This is a genomic window from Bacillus sp. FAU20 (genome assembly GCF_056033865.1).
In genome coordinates, this window is record NZ_JBVYHY010000003.1 from 651,976 (window position 1) to 669,542 (window position 17,567).

Annotated in this window: 23 protein-coding genes; 14 read left to right on the top strand and 9 right to left on the bottom strand. The window is 36.2% G+C overall.

What is annotated here, in order from left to right; genetic code table 11:
- The first annotated feature begins 31 nt into the window (after nt 1–31).
- On the top strand, nt 32–697 hold the full coding sequence (locus AC0OM3_RS03780; RefSeq protein ID WP_000504034.1) for a potassium channel family protein: 666 nt from the start codon (nt 32–34) through the stop codon (nt 695–697).
- Nucleotides 698–740: 43 nt separating this feature from the next.
- Here the strand turns inward: AC0OM3_RS03780 and rnjA are convergent, their stop codons facing one another.
- Together rnjA and AC0OM3_RS03790 are read right to left on the bottom strand one after the other, a co-directional pair.
- Nucleotides 741–2,408: a ribonuclease J1 gene (gene rnjA, locus AC0OM3_RS03785; protein WP_000670377.1), complete on the bottom strand. Its 1,668-nt coding sequence runs from the start codon at nt 2,406–2,408 to the stop codon at nt 741–743.
- Between the two features lie 4 nt (nt 2,409–2,412).
- On the bottom strand, nt 2,413–2,625 hold the full coding sequence (locus tag AC0OM3_RS03790) for a DNA-dependent RNA polymerase subunit epsilon (protein ID WP_000576435.1): 213 nt from the start codon (nt 2,623–2,625) through the stop codon (nt 2,413–2,415).
- A gap of 547 nt (nt 2,626–3,172) precedes the next feature.
- Here AC0OM3_RS03790 and AC0OM3_RS03795 point away from each other — a divergent pair.
- On the top strand, nt 3,173–3,946 hold the full coding sequence (locus AC0OM3_RS03795; protein WP_000998267.1) for a Cof-type HAD-IIB family hydrolase: 774 nt from the start codon (nt 3,173–3,175) through the stop codon (nt 3,944–3,946).
- Nucleotides 3,947–4,002: 56 nt separating this feature from the next.
- On the opposite strand, the gene def is transcribed toward AC0OM3_RS03795, so the two are convergent.
- Both def and AC0OM3_RS03805 read right to left on the bottom strand, forming a co-directional pair.
- Entirely contained in the window at nt 4,003–4,557 is a 555-nt protein-coding gene (gene def / locus AC0OM3_RS03800; RefSeq protein WP_000957048.1) for a peptide deformylase, read from the bottom strand.
- Nucleotides 4,558–4,725: 168 nt separating this feature from the next.
- Nucleotides 4,726–4,872, bottom strand: a complete 147-nt coding sequence (locus tag AC0OM3_RS03805) for a YjcZ family sporulation protein (RefSeq protein ID WP_000274562.1) — start codon at nt 4,870–4,872, stop codon at nt 4,726–4,728.
- 514 nt (nt 4,873–5,386) lie between these two features.
- Between AC0OM3_RS03805 and pdhA the strand changes: the two genes are divergently transcribed.
- The 5 genes from pdhA (at nt 5,387) to AC0OM3_RS03830 (ending at nt 10,743) form a co-directional block, all read left to right on the top strand.
- Nucleotides 5,387–6,502 carry a pyruvate dehydrogenase E1 component subunit alpha gene (gene pdhA / locus AC0OM3_RS03810; RefSeq protein ID WP_000536895.1) on the top strand — a complete coding sequence of 372 codons (1,116 nt, stop codon included), beginning with the start codon at nt 5,387–5,389 and terminating at the stop codon, nt 6,500–6,502.
- A 3-nt stretch (nt 6,503–6,505) separates the two neighbouring features.
- On the top strand, nt 6,506–7,483 hold the full coding sequence (pdhB, locus tag AC0OM3_RS03815) for a pyruvate dehydrogenase complex E1 component subunit beta (RefSeq protein ID WP_000068168.1): 978 nt from the start codon (nt 6,506–6,508) through the stop codon (nt 7,481–7,483).
- A gap of 93 nt (nt 7,484–7,576) precedes the next feature.
- A complete protein-coding gene (pdhC, locus tag AC0OM3_RS03820; protein WP_000863422.1) occupies nt 7,577–8,866 on the top strand; it encodes a pyruvate dehydrogenase complex dihydrolipoyllysine-residue acetyltransferase in 1,290 nt (429 codons plus the stop codon).
- 5 nt (nt 8,867–8,871) lie between these two features.
- The gene (lpdA, locus tag AC0OM3_RS03825; protein WP_000260108.1) at nt 8,872–10,284 is read left to right on the top strand and encodes a dihydrolipoyl dehydrogenase; all 1,413 of its coding nucleotides are present in this window, start codon (nt 8,872–8,874) and stop codon (nt 10,282–10,284) included.
- Between the two features lie 231 nt (nt 10,285–10,515).
- Nucleotides 10,516–10,743 (top strand): hypothetical protein, encoded by a 228-nt coding sequence (locus AC0OM3_RS03830; RefSeq protein ID WP_000697469.1) that lies wholly within the window; start codon nt 10,516–10,518, stop codon nt 10,741–10,743.
- Nucleotide 10,744: 1 nt separating this feature from the next.
- On the opposite strand, the gene AC0OM3_RS03835 is transcribed toward AC0OM3_RS03830, so the two are convergent.
- Nucleotides 10,745–11,137, bottom strand: coding sequence for a DUF1885 family protein (locus tag AC0OM3_RS03835; protein WP_001163299.1), 393 nt, complete (start codon nt 11,135–11,137; stop codon nt 10,745–10,747).
- 130 nt (nt 11,138–11,267) lie between these two features.
- Here AC0OM3_RS03835 and AC0OM3_RS03840 point away from each other — a divergent pair, with 130 nt between their 5' ends.
- The 4 genes from AC0OM3_RS03840 (at nt 11,268) to AC0OM3_RS03855 (ending at nt 12,249) form a co-directional block, all read left to right on the top strand.
- On the top strand, nt 11,268–11,564 hold the full coding sequence (locus AC0OM3_RS03840; RefSeq protein ID WP_000462038.1) for a DUF3055 domain-containing protein: 297 nt from the start codon (nt 11,268–11,270) through the stop codon (nt 11,562–11,564).
- Nucleotides 11,565–11,760: 196 nt separating this feature from the next.
- Entirely contained in the window at nt 11,761–11,889 is a 129-nt protein-coding gene (locus tag AC0OM3_RS03845; protein ID WP_000536778.1) for a GapA-binding peptide SR1P, read from the top strand.
- 58 nt (nt 11,890–11,947) lie between these two features.
- A complete protein-coding gene (locus tag AC0OM3_RS03850) occupies nt 11,948–12,076 on the top strand; it encodes a GapA-binding peptide SR1P (protein ID WP_000536803.1) in 129 nt (42 codons plus the stop codon).
- 44 nt (nt 12,077–12,120) lie between these two features.
- A complete protein-coding gene (locus tag AC0OM3_RS03855) occupies nt 12,121–12,249 on the top strand; it encodes a GapA-binding peptide SR1P (RefSeq protein ID WP_272513703.1) in 129 nt (42 codons plus the stop codon).
- A gap of 36 nt (nt 12,250–12,285) precedes the next feature.
- On the opposite strand, the gene AC0OM3_RS03860 is transcribed toward AC0OM3_RS03855, so the two are convergent.
- Together AC0OM3_RS03860 and speA are read right to left on the bottom strand one after the other, a co-directional pair.
- On the bottom strand, nt 12,286–13,116 hold the full coding sequence (locus tag AC0OM3_RS03860; RefSeq protein WP_000635337.1) for a protein-glutamine gamma-glutamyltransferase: 831 nt from the start codon (nt 13,114–13,116) through the stop codon (nt 12,286–12,288).
- Between the two features lie 75 nt (nt 13,117–13,191).
- A complete protein-coding gene (speA, locus tag AC0OM3_RS03865; protein ID WP_000084899.1) occupies nt 13,192–14,664 on the bottom strand; it encodes an arginine decarboxylase in 1,473 nt (490 codons plus the stop codon).
- Nucleotides 14,665–15,031: 367 nt separating this feature from the next.
- Here speA and AC0OM3_RS03870 point away from each other — a divergent pair, with 367 nt between their 5' ends.
- The gene (locus tag AC0OM3_RS03870) at nt 15,032–15,301 is read left to right on the top strand and encodes a UPF0223 family protein (protein ID WP_000456557.1); all 270 of its coding nucleotides are present in this window, start codon (nt 15,032–15,034) and stop codon (nt 15,299–15,301) included.
- Nucleotides 15,302–15,381: 80 nt separating this feature from the next.
- Here AC0OM3_RS03870 and AC0OM3_RS03875 read toward each other — a convergent pair whose 3' ends face one another.
- Nucleotides 15,382–16,008, bottom strand: a complete 627-nt coding sequence (locus AC0OM3_RS03875) for a YktB family protein (protein ID WP_000155317.1) — start codon at nt 16,006–16,008, stop codon at nt 15,382–15,384.
- Between the two features lie 206 nt (nt 16,009–16,214).
- On the opposite strand from AC0OM3_RS03875, the gene AC0OM3_RS03880 reads away from it, so the two are divergent.
- Both AC0OM3_RS03880 and AC0OM3_RS03885 read left to right on the top strand, forming a co-directional pair.
- Nucleotides 16,215–16,403 (top strand): hypothetical protein, encoded by a 189-nt coding sequence (locus AC0OM3_RS03880; RefSeq protein WP_001250164.1) that lies wholly within the window; start codon nt 16,215–16,217, stop codon nt 16,401–16,403.
- Between the two features lie 88 nt (nt 16,404–16,491).
- On the top strand, nt 16,492–17,277 hold the full coding sequence (locus tag AC0OM3_RS03885) for an inositol monophosphatase family protein (RefSeq protein WP_474211087.1): 786 nt from the start codon (nt 16,492–16,494) through the stop codon (nt 17,275–17,277).
- Nucleotides 17,278–17,327: 50 nt separating this feature from the next.
- On the opposite strand, the gene AC0OM3_RS03890 is transcribed toward AC0OM3_RS03885, so the two are convergent.
- Nucleotides 17,328–17,507 (bottom strand): DUF5325 family protein, encoded by a 180-nt coding sequence (locus AC0OM3_RS03890; RefSeq protein WP_000400127.1) that lies wholly within the window; start codon nt 17,505–17,507, stop codon nt 17,328–17,330.
- Nucleotides 17,508–17,567 lie beyond the last annotated feature (60 nt).

A 17,567-nucleotide genomic window follows, 5' to 3' on the forward strand; every position in this document is an offset into this window, starting at 1 on the left:
AATAGTACTTGAAGTTATTGGAGGAATTCCTGTGGGTGAGAAAGAAAAAGAATTTGCTGTCATTGGACTTGGTCGCTTTGGTGGAAGTATTTGCCGAGAACTAGCTCAATTAGGTATGGAAGTAATGGCAATCGATTCAGATGAGGATAAAATTAATGAATTTGCAAATATAGCTTCGCATGCTGTAATTGCAGATTCAACAGATGAGATGGTATTAAAAAGCCTCGGTATTCGAAATTTTGATCACGTAGTCGTTGCTATTGGAGATAATTTAAATTCAAGTATTTTAACGACTTTGATTTTGAAAGAGCTGGGTGTAAAAAATATTACTGTAAAAGCTCAAAATGATTATCATGAAAAAGTGTTAAGTAAAATAGGTGCAGATCATATTGTGCATCCAGAACGTGATATGGGAAAAAGGATTGCTAATAATATTGCATCAAGCAATGTGTTAGACTACCTTGAGCTTTCAGATGAGCATAGTATTGTAGAGATTATTGCGAATAAAAAAATTGATGGGCACTCTTTAATTGAATTAGATATTCGTGCGAAGTTTGGATTGAATATTGTAGCAATTAAACGAGGTAAAGAAGTTATCGTATCCCCTCGAGCTACGGAGAGTATTCAAGCAGGAGATATATTAATTGTCATTGGTCATGACGATGAAGTGGATCGATTTAAACACTTTTTAAGATAAGAGAAAAGAAAAGGACAATGCCTTCATGGCATTGTCCTTTTTCTTATATTTCCATAATGATTGGTAAAATCATTGGACGGCGTTTCGTTTTCTCATATAGGAATGGGGCTAATGTGTCTGTAATTTCATTTTTAATTTCAGACCATTGTGTTGTTTTACGCTCCATTACTTTTTCTAAATGAGTTGTAATTAATGTTTGTGCATCATTGATTAAATCGCTGCTTTCACGCATGTAAACGAAACCGCGTGAGATGATATCAGGTCCTGCTGCAACTTTAAATTCTTTCATATCAATGCTTACAACTACAATTACAAGTCCTTCTTCAGAAAGGATACGACGATCTCGTAATACGATATTGCCAATATCTCCAATACCGTTTCCATCAATGTAGACCGAACCAGATGGGATTTTTCCAGCTACGCTAGCTTCATCCGAACGTAAAGCAAGAACATCGCCATTATCCATAATGAAGCAATTTTCTTCAGGGATGCCACAATCATTTGCTATGTTCATGTGCATACGTTGCATACGATATTCACCATGAATTGGCATGAAGTACTTCGGTTTAATTAGACGTAACATTAACTTTTGTTCTTCTTGTCCACCGTGTCCACTTGTATGGATATTTGAAAGTTTACCGTGAATTACATCAGCGCCAGCGCGGTACAACATGTTAATTGTACGACTTACGCTAATTGTATTTCCTGGAATTGGTGAAGAAGAGAAAACAACTGTATCTCCAGGAATAATTTGAATTTGGCGGTGTGTACCGTTTGCAATACGTGAAAGTGCTGCCATCGGTTCACCTTGACTACCTGTACATAAAATAACAACTTTATTAGCTGGTAAGCGGTTTAGTTGAGATGCATCTATGAATGTATCTTTCGGGCAACGAATATAACCAAGGTTTTGTCCAATTTCAATCGCTGCTTCCATACTTCGACCAAACACAGCTACTTTACGGTTGTTTTCAACAGCAGCTTCAACAACTTGTTGTAAGCGGTGAATATTTGATGCAAAGGTTGCGAATATAATCCGTCCTTCTACTTTACGGAAAATGTCTTGAATGCTATCACCAACGCGACGCTCAGACATAGTAAAGTTTGGAACTTCACTGTTCGTACTATCAGATAATAGACATAGTACGCCATCTTTACCGATTTCAGCCATTTTCGTTAAATCAGCTGGTTCACCAACTGGTGTGAAGTCAAATTTGAAGTCACCTGTATGAACAACTTGACCTTGAGGTGTTTTCACAACAACGCCGTACGAATCTGGAATACTGTGAGTTGTACGGAAGAAGGATACAGACGTTTTTTTGAATTTAATAACGTCATCTTCTTGAATCTCGTAAAGTTTTGCTTTACGAAGTAAGCCGTGTTCTTCTAATTTGTTTTTGATGAGCGCAATTGCTAATTTTCCACCGTAAATTGGAATGTTCACTTGACGTAATAGGTAAGGGATTCCACCGATATGATCTTCGTGACCATGTGTAATGAATAACCCTTTAATTTTATCTTCGTTTCGCACAAAATAAGTGTAGTCTGGTATTACATAATCGATTCCGAGAAGTTCGTCCTCTGGAAATTTAATTCCAGCATCAATTATAATAATTTCATCCTGAAATTGAACAGCGTATGTATTTTTACCGATTTCACCAAGCCCACCGAGAGCAAATACAGCAACTTGGTCGTTTTTTAGAAATTTCATATCGCTATACGATTTCCGCTAATGTTAAATCAGCGTTTTCTTTTTCATATTCAAGATGAGCGCCAGTAACAGACTGAACAAACTCGATATTATATGCGAACTTATTTAATTTTGTACGAACATCCTTTTCAGACGTAGCCTCTAAATATAAAACTTTTGTATTTTCACGTACTGGAACCTCAGTTAATTTTTCTTGATAAAATACTTTAAAAATCATTTGGAAAACCTCTCCTTGTCTATGTTTTGCATTATCTGTTACTTATTATAAAGCAAACAGTCACGATTTTCATGTTTTTTCGAATGAGAATGAAGAAAAAGCCCTAAATGGGCATAATTTAAGCGATTGTCTTTTTACGGACTAGACCGTTTAAATAACGCTTGAGCTTTTTCTTCAGCTTCTTCAGCATGATTACTCCTTCCTTTCCTTATTTTAAACATGCCTATTACTAGTGAAAACTCTATCTCTGATATAAGAGATAGGACAAAAGTGAATGGTGAATCTTGTCCTTTCCCATACAGTGAAAGTTATTCTATAGTAACGATTAGTAGCCGTTAGTTATAGGTATAGTATGAGGAAGAATGGAAAAGAAAATTCATCCGAACAAGTATCCACATGTTTTACTAATATATATATGCAAAGTTTACAAATAAGGTCAGAAAGGGAACGCTTTCTTCACAGATGTTTAATATGTTATACTTTTTTTTAGAATTTGAAAAGTGATATTCAAAATAGGAATATAGAGTGCCAGAAAGGATTTTGACAAATGAATGATAAAATTGTCTTTTTTGATATTGATGGAACGTTATTAGATCATGATAAAAAAATTCCACAATCTACACGAGATGCAGTAAAACAGTTACAAGAGAAAGGTGTACATGTAGCAATTGCGACAGGGCGCGCGCCATTTATGTTCGAAGATATTCGCAAGGAACTTGATATACATAATTATGTTAGTTTTAATGGACAATATGTTGTCTTTGAAGATGAGGTAATATTTGATAATCCGTTACATCCAGATGCTTTACATAAGTTTACTCAGTTTGCAAAACAAGAAGGATATCCACTTGTATACCTTGACCATCAAAATATGAGAGCATCAGTGGAATATCATGATTATGTGAAAGAAGGCTTCGGAAGCTTAAACTTTGAGCATCCAGCATATGAGCCTAATTTTTATGAGGAACGTAATATTTATCAAACACTACTTTTTTGTGAAGTAAATGAAGAGGAAAAGTTTATTAATCATTATCCAGATTTTCATTTTATTCGTTGGCATGCATATTCAATGGACATCATTCCTAATGGTGGTTCTAAGGCAAAAGGAATTGAGAAATATATTGAAAAGTTAGGTTTTAATCGTGATCAAGTGTATGCATTCGGAGATGGCTTAAATGATTTAGAAATGATCGAAGCCGTTGGCACAGGTATTGTGATGGGAAATGGCCATGAAGACTTAAAAAAACTTGCAAATCATGTGACAAAGGATGTTAGTGAAGACGGTATATATCATGGACTAAAGTGGGCTGGATTGCTGTAAGTGAATATGGAACCCATTTCATAATAAAAAGGCGGAAGTTAACTTCCGCCTTTTTATTATCGCTCTAGAGGTTTGGAATCATCAGGAGCGGCAAAAGGATTTTCTTTATTAATATGGTCATAGAACATAACTCCATTTAAATGGTCAATCTCGTGCTGGAATACGATTGCTGGTAAACCTTTTAAACGTAATTTTACTTCTTCTCCGTTAATAGAAGTTGCTTTTACTGTAATTCTTGTATAACGAGGAACATAACCAGGTACTTCGCGGTCTACAGATAGACAGCCTTCACCACCCTGTAAATATGTACGTTCAACAGAATGGCTAATGATTTTTGGATTGAATAATGCATGGCTATATAATGTACCGTCCGCATCGGTTACATGAACTGCAATCATTTTTTTTGAAACACCGATTTGCGGAGCCGCTAATCCGATTCCAGGGCGTAAACTATATTTTTCAGCCATTTCAGGATCTTGGCTATTTATTACGAATTCAATCATTTCTTTTAAGGTAGTTGTATCTTCTTCGCTTGCCGGTAATGACACCTCTTCTGCAACGTTGCGCAAAATAGGATCTCCTTCGCGAATAACATCTTTCATTGTAAGCATATGTAATCTCTCCTTTCCTCTTTAGTCTACCAAAGGAGATGGAAAAAGTCATCGGCAAGAAAGGGAAGGCATTTTGGAAATCGTTCTATTATAGAGTATTTATGTATGTGATAAACAGAAAAAGACGGCAAAGCCGTCTTTTTCTTTCCATAGTTGTTTCGTTTTACATTAGCGAATGCAAGCAGCACCAACGATAATTAAAAGAATAAACAACACAACGATTAAGGCGAAGCCGCGTCCAGACCCGCCACAAGAACCGCCATAACCGTAGGAAGGATATGAACAAGTTGGATAGCAATATGAGTATCCGTACATGAGATGACCTCCTTTATCATTTCCCGCTAATACTGCGGTTACTATAATGTATGGAAGAGAGGGTGGAAATGTATAGGTATTTACCTAAAAAAGGAAGAGTAGTTTGTATATTTTTGTTACGAAGAGAGAAAAACTAAAGAGAATTAAATCGTTTACATATTATTCTAAGAGAAAAAATAAGTGAAAAAGGGAATAATATAACAGTAGGTCAATGCTTACTAATACAGATGTAAAAAATAAAAACACGTTTGTGTAGTAGAAACCTGCATATTATTTATAAAAAAACGTATTCAAAGTAATTGACATCGTAATTAGAATAGTTGTAAACTAAAAAACGTGATCAAGATTGTATTAATATGTTTCTGAAAAAACATTAGTACAGATTGTTAGGTACACAAAATTATTCTCAACCGACAGACAAACATGTTGGTTTACATCGTTGCGCTTTTTAAACTGGAAAATAGCCAGTGAAAGCGTTTCAGAATATGGTTCAAGAGAGGAAGAGGTGAACGGAATGGGTACTAAAACAAAAAAGACCCTATTTAATGTTGATGAGCAAATGAAAGCTATCGCAGCTCAATTTGAAACATTACAAATTTTAAATGAAAACGGTGAAGTTGTGAATGAAGCAGCTATGCCTGAATTATCTGATGATCAATTAAAAGAATTAATGCGTCGTATGGTGTATACTCGCGTATTAGATCAACGTTCTATTTCTTTAAACCGTCAAGGACGTTTAGGTTTCTACGCACCTACAGCTGGACAAGAAGCTTCTCAATTAGCAAGTCATTTCGCACTTGAAGCAGAAGATTTCATCTTACCAGGATACCGTGATGTACCACAATTAGTATGGCACGGATTACCATTATACCAAGCATTCTTATTCTCTCGTGGACACTTCATGGGTAACCAAATGCCTGAGAATGTAAATGCATTAGCTCCACAAATCATTATCGGTGCGCAAATCATCCAAACTGCTGGTGTTGCGTTAGGTATGAAACTACGTGGTAAAAAATCTGTTGCAATTACTTACACTGGTGACGGTGGTGCTTCACAAGGTGACTTCTACGAAGGTATGAACTTTGCAGGTGCATTTAAAGCTCCAGCAATCTTCGTTGTTCAAAACAACCGTTATGCAATCTCTACTCCAGTAGAAAAGCAATCTGCAGCTAAAACTGTAGCACAAAAAGCAGTAGCAGCAGGTATTTACGGAATTCAAGTAGACGGTATGGATCCACTAGCTGTATACGCAGCGACTGCTTTCGCTCGTGAGCGCGCAGTAAATGGCGAAGGCCCTACTTTAATCGAGACTTTAACATTCCGTTACGGTCCACATACAATGGCTGGTGATGACCCAACTCGTTACCGTACAAAAGATATCGAAAACGAATGGGAACAAAAAGACCCAATCGTACGCTTCCGTAAGTTCTTAGAAGCTAAAGGCCTATGGTCTCAAGAAGTTGAAGAGACAGTAATCGAAGAAGCAAAAGAAGATATCAAACAAGCAATTGCTAAGGCTGACCAAGCTCCAAAACAAAAAGTAACTGATTTAATGGAAATCATGTACGAAAAAATGCCTTACAACTTAGCTGAACAATATGAAATCTACAAAGAAAAGGAGTCGAAGTAAGCCATGGCTCAAATGACAATGATTCAAGCAATCACTGATGCTTTACGCGTTGAAATGAAAAATGACCCTAACGTACTTGTATTTGGTGAAGACGTTGGTGTAAACGGCGGTGTATTCCGTGCTACTGAAGGTTTACAAGCTGAATTTGGTGAAGATCGTGTAATGGATACTCCACTTGCAGAGTCTGGTATTGGTGGACTTGCAGTTGGTCTTGCACTTGAAGGATTCCGTCCAGTTCCAGAAATCCAATTCTTCGGTTTCGTTTATGAAGTAATGGATTCAATTTCTGGTCAATTAGCTCGTATGCGTTACCGTTCTGGTGGACGTTGGACTGCTCCAGTAACAGTTCGTTCTCCATTCGGTGGTGGTGTTCATACTCCTGAACTACATGCTGATAGCTTAGAAGGATTAGTGGCTCAACAACCTGGTCTAAAAGTTGTTATTCCATCTACTCCATACGACGCTAAAGGTCTTTTAATCTCTGCGATTCGTGACAACGATCCAGTTATCTACTTAGAGCATATGAAATTGTACCGTTCATTCCGTCAAGAGGTACCAGAAGGTGATTACACAATTGATTTAGGCAAAGCTGATATCAAACGTGAAGGTACAGATGTATCTGTTATCGCTTACGGCGCTATGGTTCACGCTGCATTAAAAGCTGCTGAAGAACTTGAAAAAGAAGGTATCTCTTTAGAGGTTGTTGACTTACGTACAGTTCAACCATTAGATATCGAAACAATCATCGCTTCTGTTGAAAAAACAGGTCGCGTAGTTGTAGTTCAAGAAGCTCAAAAACAAGCTGGTATTGCAGCTAACGTTGTAGCGGAAATTAACGACCGTGCAATCTTAAACTTAGAAGCTCCAGTTGTACGTGTTGCAGCTGCTGATACAGTATTCCCATTCTCTCAAGCAGAGAGCGTATGGTTACCAAACCACAAAGATATTGTTGAAGCTGTAAACAAAGTAATGAACTTCTAATTTTTAGCTTTTCATGTGCAAAAGAAATCAGCACATGCTGGTTTCTTTTGTACATATTCCATAATAATGAAATGAATCAGGGGGCTGAATTCCGTGGCATTTGAATTTAAACTACCAGATATCGGTGAAGGTATCCACGAAGGTGAAATCGTAAAATGGTTTATTAAACCAGGCGATGAAGTGAACGAAGACGATGTACTTCTTGAAGTACAAAATGATAAAGCAGTAGTAGAAATCCCTTCTCCTGTTAAAGGTAAAGTACTTGAAGTACTTGTAGAAGAAGGAACAGTTGCAATCGTAGGAGATACATTAATTAAATTTGATGCTCCTGGATACGAAAACCTTAAATTTAAAGGTGACGATCATGATGAAGCTCCAAAAGCTGAAGAAGCAGCAGTAGAAGCTCCAGCAGCGGAAGCTACTCCAGCAGCAACTGCAGAAGTAGTAAATGAGCGCGTAATCGCTATGCCATCTGTTCGTAAATACGCTCGTGAAAAAGGTGTAGACATTCATAAAGTATCTGGTACTGGTAAGAATGGCCGTATCGTAAAAGCTGACATCGATGCATTTGCAAATGGTGGACAAACTGTAGCAGCAACTGAGGCTCCAGCAGCAGTAGAAGCTACTCCAGCAGCAGCGAAAGAAGAAGCACCAAAAGCACAACCAATCCCAGCTGGTGAATATCCAGAAACTCGTGAGAAAATGAGTGGTATCCGTAAAGCGATTGCGAAAGCAATGGTTAACTCTAAACACACAGCTCCTCACGTAACATTAATGGACGAAGTAGATGTAACAGAACTTGTTGCTCACCGTAAGAAGTTCAAAGCAGTAGCAGCTGACAAAGGTATTAAATTAACTTACCTTCCGTACGTTGTTAAAGCTTTAACATCTGCATTACGTGAATACCCAATGTTAAACACTTCTTTAGATGATGCATCTCAAGAAGTAGTTCATAAACATTACTTCAACATCGGTATCGCAGCTGATACAGACAAAGGTCTATTAGTACCAGTTGTTAAAGATACAGATCGTAAGTCTATCTTCACAATTTCTAACGAGATCAATGATCTTGCTGGTAAAGCACGTGAAGGTCGTCTAGCTCCAGCTGAAATGAAAGGTGCTTCTTGCACAATTACAAACATTGGTTCTGCAGGTGGACAATGGTTCACTCCAGTTATCAACCACCCAGAAGTAGCAATCCTTGGTATCGGCCGTATCGCTGAAAAACCAGTTGTGAAAAACGGTGAGATTGTTGCAGCTCCAGTATTAGCATTATCTCTAAGCTTTGACCATCGTTTAATTGACGGTGCAACTGCTCAAAAAGCGTTAAACCAAATTAAACGTCTATTGAATGACCCACAATTATTAGTAATGGAGGCGTAATAACAATGGTAGTAGGAGATTTCCCAATTGAATTAGATACAGTCGTTGTTGGTGCAGGTCCTGGTGGATACGTTGCGGCAATTCGTGCAGCACAATTAGGTCAAAAGGTAGCAATCATTGAAAAAGCTAACCTTGGTGGCGTATGCTTAAACGTTGGATGTATTCCTTCAAAAGCGTTAATCAATGCAGGTCATCGTTATGAGAATGCAATGCATTCTGATGACATGGGTATTACTGCAGAAAACGTAAAAGTTGACTTTACAAAAGTTCAAGAATGGAAAAACGGCGTAGTTAAGAAATTAACTGGCGGTGTTGAAGGCCTTCTTAAAGGTAACAAAGTTGAAATCATTCGCGGTGAAGCTTACTTCGTAGATGCTAATACATTACGCGTTATGACTGAAGATGCAGCTCAAACTTATACGTTTAAAAATGCTGTTCTTGCAACTGGTTCTACACCAATCGAAATTCCAGGATTCAAATACTCTAAACGTGTTATCAACTCTACAGGTGCTTTAAGCTTACCTGAAATTCCTAAAAAACTTGTTGTAATCGGCGGCGGTTACATCGGTATGGAATTAGGTACTGCATATGCCAACTTCGGTACAGAAGTTACTGTAGTAGAAGCTGGCGACGAAATCTTAGCTGGTTTCGAAAAAGCTATGAGCTCTGTTGTTAAACGTGCTCTACAGAAAAAAGGTAACGTAAATATCCATACAAAAGCTATGGCTAAAGGCGTTGAAGAAACAGAAACTGGCGTAAAAGTTAGCTTTGAAGTTAACGGTGAAATCCAAACTGTAGAAGCAGATTACGTATTAGTAACTGTAGGTCGTCGTCCAAACACTCAAGAAATCGGTCTTGAGCAAGTTGGAGTTAAAATGACTGACCGCGGCATCATCGAAATCGATGAGCAATGTCGTACAAATGTACCAAACATCTATGCAATCGGTGATATCGTTCCTGGACCACCATTAGCTCACAAAGCTTCTTACGAAGGTAAAGTAGCTGTAGAAGCAATTAGTGGCCATGCATCAGCTATCGATTACATCGGAATTCCTGCAGTATGCTTCACTGATCCAGAATTAGCATCTGTTGGTTACACTAAAAAACAAGCTGAAGAAGCTGGAATGACTGTAACTGTATCTAAGTTCCCATTCGCTGCTAACGGTCGTGCATTATCATTAAACAGCACTGACGGTTTCCTACAACTTGTAACACGTAAAGAAGATGGTCTTCTTGTAGGTGCTCAAGTTGCAGGTGCAGGTGCTTCTGATATTATCTCTGAGATTGGTTTAGCTATCGAAGCTGGAATGACAGCTGAAGATATCGCTCAAACAATCCATGCTCACCCAACATTAGGTGAAATCACAATGGAAGCAGCTGAAGTTGCTCTTGGAATGCCAATTCACATTGTAAAATAATTAAGTAATGTAAATAGCCCCTCTCTTATTGTAAGAGAGGGGCTATTTTTATTTTCATCAAATGACCTGCAAGGTCTTTAAACGTACTTGTCGAATGAATATATAATACTTTAACAAATGATTCAGGCGTAACTTACTTCAAAGGTAATGTATATCATCCTATAATATGTAATTGATTCAAACTTAACCCCATATATTAATAAAATAGAGCATGTCAAAGGAGAAGGTTCCATGAAAATATTACATGTTATATTTTATCATTTACTACTATGGAGTGGCTTTTCCACTGTATTAACATTATCGAATGGTGATAAGTTTCATTATAAAGTTATTCTTTTTTTCGTATTCCTATATCTAGCCTATGTAATAGCATATTTTGTATTGCACGTGAGAAAGCAAGCTTTATTTCTTACATGTTCAAATTGTATACTATTTTTAATCATATTATCTATTTTTTAAATTAGCGTTTATAAAAATACATTGTTCTTCCATTAAATAATTGTAACTCTCCTTCTAATTTCTTCGCTAAAAAACGGCAAAATTCATTTGCTTTCCCTTTGTCACCAAATGTTGCATTAGGTGGTAAAGAAACTTGGATGAAAGATTGTTCATTTTCTATACCAACACCAATATAAATTGAGTCATAGCGGTCGTGATTGGATTGAAGTTTTAATGTTGTTGTAGATGTATCTAAAATTTCATAAGGAAAAGCGGTATTTGTATACGTGTAATTAATTTGGGCACCAGTTTTAGAAGTAACTGTTTTATAATAATGAAAAAGTTGTTTTATATCATCTATTGAAACTGATTGTTGGTTGGATTTAGGTACAAGCGTAATAAAGGCGTGTTGCATATAAGTTCCCCCTAACTTAGTAGAATACTATCATTCTACATCCTACTGAATTTTTTGACAATTAAAAGGAGTATTACATGTTTTGTTTAATATACTAGTAATGAAACGTGATATAGAAAGGTGGAAACCAATGTTTGAAAAATTGTATGATGAGCATGAAAGTGTGAAGGTACGATTTTTAGGGTTTATGACACATGATACACGTTATGATTTTGGTGTTATTTATACAAATATGTTTTTTGGAAAGCCGCTCATTGTTTGTATGCAAACAGGAAGGTCTACTTTACTCGGACGAGATGATGTAGAGAATGTTCAATATATACAGGAGATTTTTAAATTAGGATCAGAAGAGGAAGCAAAGGAGTTAGCTCAGTTTTTCAAATTTCTAGTTCCGTCAACTTCTTTACATGCGGAATATGAAGAATAATTAATGTGAAACAGTCGTACTTATAAATATGGCTGTTTTTTCATTTTAATATTGCATACTAATTTAAATTGAAAATATTTAATGTGTTATACTAAAAACCTATTGACGTAAAAAGTATAACATATTAAAATAAAGACAGAAAGTTAAGCGGTTACAAAAAAGTTTTTGGGATTATAAACTTAGGGGGAAATGAAAAATGGGAACAATCGTATGTCAAGATTGTGAAGGTACAATTGCACACTTCGAAGATGAGAAAGTAACAGTACTTTACGGGAAATGTGGATCTTGCGGATGTGATCACACAGAGCATACAAAAGCCCAATAATTGATAGGAAATGGACAGCTAAAAGTTTTTAGGACCATAAACTTAGGGGGAAATGAAAATGGGAACAATCGTATGCCAAGTATGTGAAGGAACAATCGGACATTTTGAAGATGAGAAAACGACAGTACTTTACGGAAAATGTGGAACAAATTGTGACTGTGCTAGAAAAGATAATGCGAAAGCTTAATGATAAATAAATAGATTACTATTAAAACTCAGGGGGAAATGAAAATGGGAACAATCGTATGCCAAGTATGTGAAGGAACAATTGGACATTTTGAAGATGAAAAATCAACAGTACTATACGGGAAATGTGGATCTCATTGCGAATGTTACCATAAAGAACATACAAAAGCTTAATAATAAGAAAAAGCGCCTACATGTGTAGGCGCTTTTTTAATAAATTGTAGTTGTATGACCAACTGTTGCAACGATTGCATCATCCCTAATCGGAATAAAGCTTATGGAGGTCTGTGGTGTACTAGAAGAAGCGTATTGGCTCATTATACGACTATCGATACGGGTAATAGTATCGGTCAAGAAAGCTGAAATAAAAGCGTAAGGAACTCGTCGTTCATTTAATGAATAAATAATTTCTTCTTTTGTTTTTACACCTACGCCATGTCCGTAAAAAAAGAAATTTCCTAAATAGATTGTGTTTTCTCCTTGCCACTCAATCGTAGCTGGATTCACTTGTGGGTTTTTAAAGTAAACGAGGTCACCTGGAACAAGATCGCCACCGTTTTTTGTTATGAGTCTTAGATCTTGATCGTAGTCCCATGTGTAAAGTAAAAGGTTTGCAAATAGACGATTGAAAGTTTCTTCCTCATACAATGATAGTAAAGCTTTATAAAAAATAATGATCATAGCGGTTGCGCATTCAGTTCCATATAGTTTTCCGTTTTTGAAAATATCTTGTATGGCAATAGAAGGTGGTATGTTTGGAAGAAGCTCGAATCCTCCAAGGGATGTTCTTTTCCAATACTGGGGGTTGCAAAAGGATTGTTGAAATGTACGAAACTGAAAACCACTTTGAAAAAGCTCTAGTGCAGAGATAATAATATTAACTCGTAAATTGAGATCAAAGCTGAGTTCATCAGCTGTTCGGAAGGAATAAACTTCTTGATTTCCTGCCATTATTGATAAAATTTGTTGTTTCTCTGCTGCAAATGGCTCATATTCATTTGTAATATAAGGATGTACAATAGAACGGCCTATTACAATCATAATAGTATCCCCACCTATACGTTACATTCTTTAGTATCGTATGAAGAAAAGGAGAAAAGGTGAAAAAAAAGCCTATCAACTGATAGGCTTGTACTCTTTAATAACACGTAATGTTTGTAATGTCATATCTTCAGGACCTTGTACAGGTAAACCTGCTTCTAAGTTTTTACGAATATACTCTAAGTTTTCTTGTGTAATAATTTCCCCCGGAGTAAAGATTGGAATCCCTGGCGGATAAACCATAACAAAATCAGCTATAATACGACCCGCTGCATTTTCAAATGGAATGACTTCTGTTTCCGAATAAAAAGCATCTCGGGGAGAAAGTGCTAGCACTGGAATTTCTGGAATCTCTACTTGTACTTGAACACCTTTATCTGCCCTATTTCTAAATGTTGCTGCTAAATCTTGTAATGCTGCAATAAGTGTATTTGTATCACTTTCTGTATCTCCCAAAGTGATAAGACATAGTATGTTGTATAGATCTGAGAGTTCTACTTCAATGTTATATTGCTCTCTAAGCCATACTTCAGCTTGGTGGCCGGTAATACCTAAATCTTTTACAGATACAATTATCTTTGTAGGATCATAGTTAAAGGTAGCATCTGTACCTAACATTTCTTTTCCAGGACAGTAAAGATGCTCAATAGAATTTATCGCATCACGAACATGTTCAGCTAATTGTATTGTTTGTTCTATGAGTGCTGTTCCTTCTGTAGCAAGACGTTTTCTCGCAACATCAAGGGATGCTAACAAGATGTAAGAAGTTGATGTAGTCGTAAGCATGCTAATAATAGATTGGACATGTTTTACATTCACCAAGCCTTCTTTCACATTAAGAATAGAACTTTGAGTTAAAGAGCCTCCTAATTTGTGAACACTTGTTGCTGCCATATCTGCCCCAGCTTGCATCGCTGACATCGGCAATTCATCGTGAAAATGAATATGAACACCATGAGCCTCGTCAACTAGTACAGGGATGTCATAAGAATGTGCTAATTGTACAATCTGTTCTAAGTCTGCAGCAAACCCAAAGTACGTTGGGTTAATAACAAGTAAGCCCTTTGCATCTGAGTGCTCTTCAAGTGCTTTTTTGACAGATTGAATTGTGATTCCATGAGAAATACCGAGCTTCGGATCGATTTCAGGATGCATGAAAATTGGTTTTGCACCTGAGAAAATAATAGCTGACATTACTGATTTATGCACGTTTCGTGGTACTAGGATTTTGTCACCAGGACCGCAAACGCTCATCACCATTGTCATAATAGCGCCACTTGTACCTTGAATAGAAAAGAAAGTATGATCTGCACCGAATGCAGCGGCTGCTAAATCCTGTGCTTCTTTAATCATACCTTTTGGATGATGTAAATCATCGAGTGGCGCAATATTAATTAAATCAATTGCTAATGCATTATGCCCAATAAATTCGCGAAATGTAGGATCCATGCCCTGTCCTTTTTTATGACCAGGAATATGGAATTGAATTGGATTTCGCTTACTGTGCTCAACTAAAGCGGTAAACAATGGTGTTTCGTATTGGGACAATCTATACACCCCTTCTTCTTCATAATATTTAGTGTAATTTGTTTTATATAATCCTGCTCTAAAAAAGTTTAGTCTTTTTTAGAATAAGGCTTGTTTTTCTGCCATTCAAAAAATCGTTTTTGAGATGGTAGCTTCACTTTATTTTCTATAAAACAAAAGCATTATATCACCAATAATTATAGATGTATAGAAAAAAATGTTTTTAAGGTGAGTATGTTTAATAGTTAGCCTCAACTAATGAATAGAGGAAGACAATTCCATTAAAATGAATAAATAGTGTATAATGCAGAGTGGCTATAATGAAGAATAAAATATTCTCTTTAAGATAGCATAATGAAACAAGAAGAAATGATAAATGAGGTGCGAAATGGAATATCAATATCCGTTAGATTATGATTGGTCAAATGAGGAAATGGTTACAATTGTTAAGTTTTATGAAGCGATTGAGAAAGCTTATGAAAAAGGGATTGTAAGAGAAGAATTAATGGGTTTATATCGTCGTTTTAAAGAGATTGTTCCATCGAAAGCAGAAGAAAAGAAAATTGATAAAGAATTTCAAGAAGTAAGTGGATACTCTATATATCGTGCTATTCAAAGGGCAAAAGAAGTCGAAGAACAAAAGCTTGTAAAAATGTAAAAATATTTTGAAAAATAAAAACTGAAGTGATATAATGTGATAACAACTAAAAACGGACAATATAAATTGTCCGTTTTCTACTATCGATTACAAAGTGCATATAAAGGAAGGAGTGATTGCATCGTAGATTCAATCTTAGCAAGGAATTGTTCGTTGGTCATTGCTGAAAACTCCTCTGGTGATATATGAATACCAACTAATAATTCTGCTTTTTTTACAGTAGCTAGTCGTTCAATCATCTTTTGTAAGTCTTCGGTTTCAAGTGTTTTATGTAATTTCACACTTGGTTTAGTATGGTCAATGGACCAAACGAAGTCATTTGGAATATTTGTTTTTAAATCATTTAAATGTTCTAAGAAGGCATGAGCCGTCTCAACTTTTTGTGGACACTCATAGATTAAACCAAAGTATATGAAGGCATGAGTACCCCATAAGCCGATTTGGAAATGCGGTAGCATTTTATATCCTCGTTTATTTGTTGAAAAAGCAACCCAAGTATCGTTTGGTGGATTGACTTTGCGGCGTGCGTGTTTTGCAACATGATAAAAAAAGTTCTCATCAGTTTGTTTGGATAAGTATTCTGCAAATTGTTCCCCTAAAGCTTCTAGCTTAGGATGAATGTTCGTTTTAATTGCACTCATTCGTTCTTCGAGACCATCAACTGTAAAGACATCAAAATCAGTTGACTTGAATGTTTGTATTGTCATGATTGTTCCTCCAACTCCTATTTTGCTTTTATTTTAGCATAGCTTGTACTATTCATAAAAAAAACAGCACAAAAAAATTTAAATAAAAAAATATAATTTTGTTGCATAGATGATTTATCCAACATAGTATAGTATAAAACAAAAAATCAGAAAATTGAATTAATTCTAGTCCGAGGGCAGACGAATATTGGGAGGAGGCAAATAATATGAGACAGGTGATTAATGCGTTAAAGAGAACAGATGCTGAAAAGAGAATACCGGTGCTACGTTTGGAGCTAGATTATGAATTAGCAACTTTATATGATGCGATGATGGAAGATGATAAACAGAAAAAAGAAGAGTGTGTACAAAAGTTAGAAGTGTTAAGACTTGAAATGATTCGTTTAGAAGCGTAATAATAGTATATGTATAAAAAATTAGTTGGTGCGAACCTTATAAAGGGTTCGTTTTTTCTGTGAACAGTATAGATCGGAGTGTTTAAACATGCAAGAAGTATGGAAAGACATTGATGCACACGCCAAACGGTGGATTCGGGATGCAGGAGAGCATTTAATGGCATCAATGAAAAAAGCACTTATTATAGAAACAAAATCAAATGCAGCTGACTTAGTTACAAATATGGACCGAGAGATAGAACAGTTTTTAATTGGGAAAATTAAAGAAACATTCCCGAATCATAGTATTTTAGGAGAAGAGGGTTATGGAGACGAGATAACGTCTTCTGACGGGGTTGTTTGGTTAATTGATCCAATTGACGGCACGATGAACTTTGTTCATCAAAAAAGAAATTTTGCGATTTCAATTGGGATTTATGAGAACGGTATCGGAAAGATTGGACTTATATATGATCCAGTGCATGATGAACTATATCATGCAGTCAAGGGATCTGGAGCTTTTTGTAATGATATATCAATTCCTCCATTGAAAAAAGGAACTGTAGAGGAAGGTATTGTAGCTTTAAATGCGATATGGCTTACAGATAATCCATTGCTTAATATGGAAAGTATGATGGCACTTGTTAAGAAAGCAAGGGGCACAAGATCATATGGCTGTGCAGCGTTAGAGATGGTATACGTTGCAACAGGAAGAATAGATGCATATGTAACGCCGAGATTATCACCATGGGATTTTGGCGGAGGACAGATAATTGTAGAAGAAGTTGGAGGTAAGGTGACGACATTCTCTGGAGCGCCACTTTCTATCATAGAGAAGAGCAGTGTGTTAGTTGCAAAACCAGGAGTGTATGAAGAAGTGTTATCGTTTATATGAGAGCAACAAAAAAAGTAAGAGGCTGTGTATAAGCTTCTTACTTTTTAGCGTTATTGTGATTTGCGCATTTTTCTTTTTGTTACAAAACCGTATCCAACTGTAACAAATGTGCCGATAATGCAAATAATAATACCGATTGGACTATTTTCAGCAATCATAATGCCGATACCGATTAAGAAAATAACACCGATAATTGCAGTTAATAAAAAGCGATATTGAATGTGTTCCATTTCTTCACCCTCCAATCTCATTTTACTTTCACAAAAGTAAGAATACAACTATATTTTCAT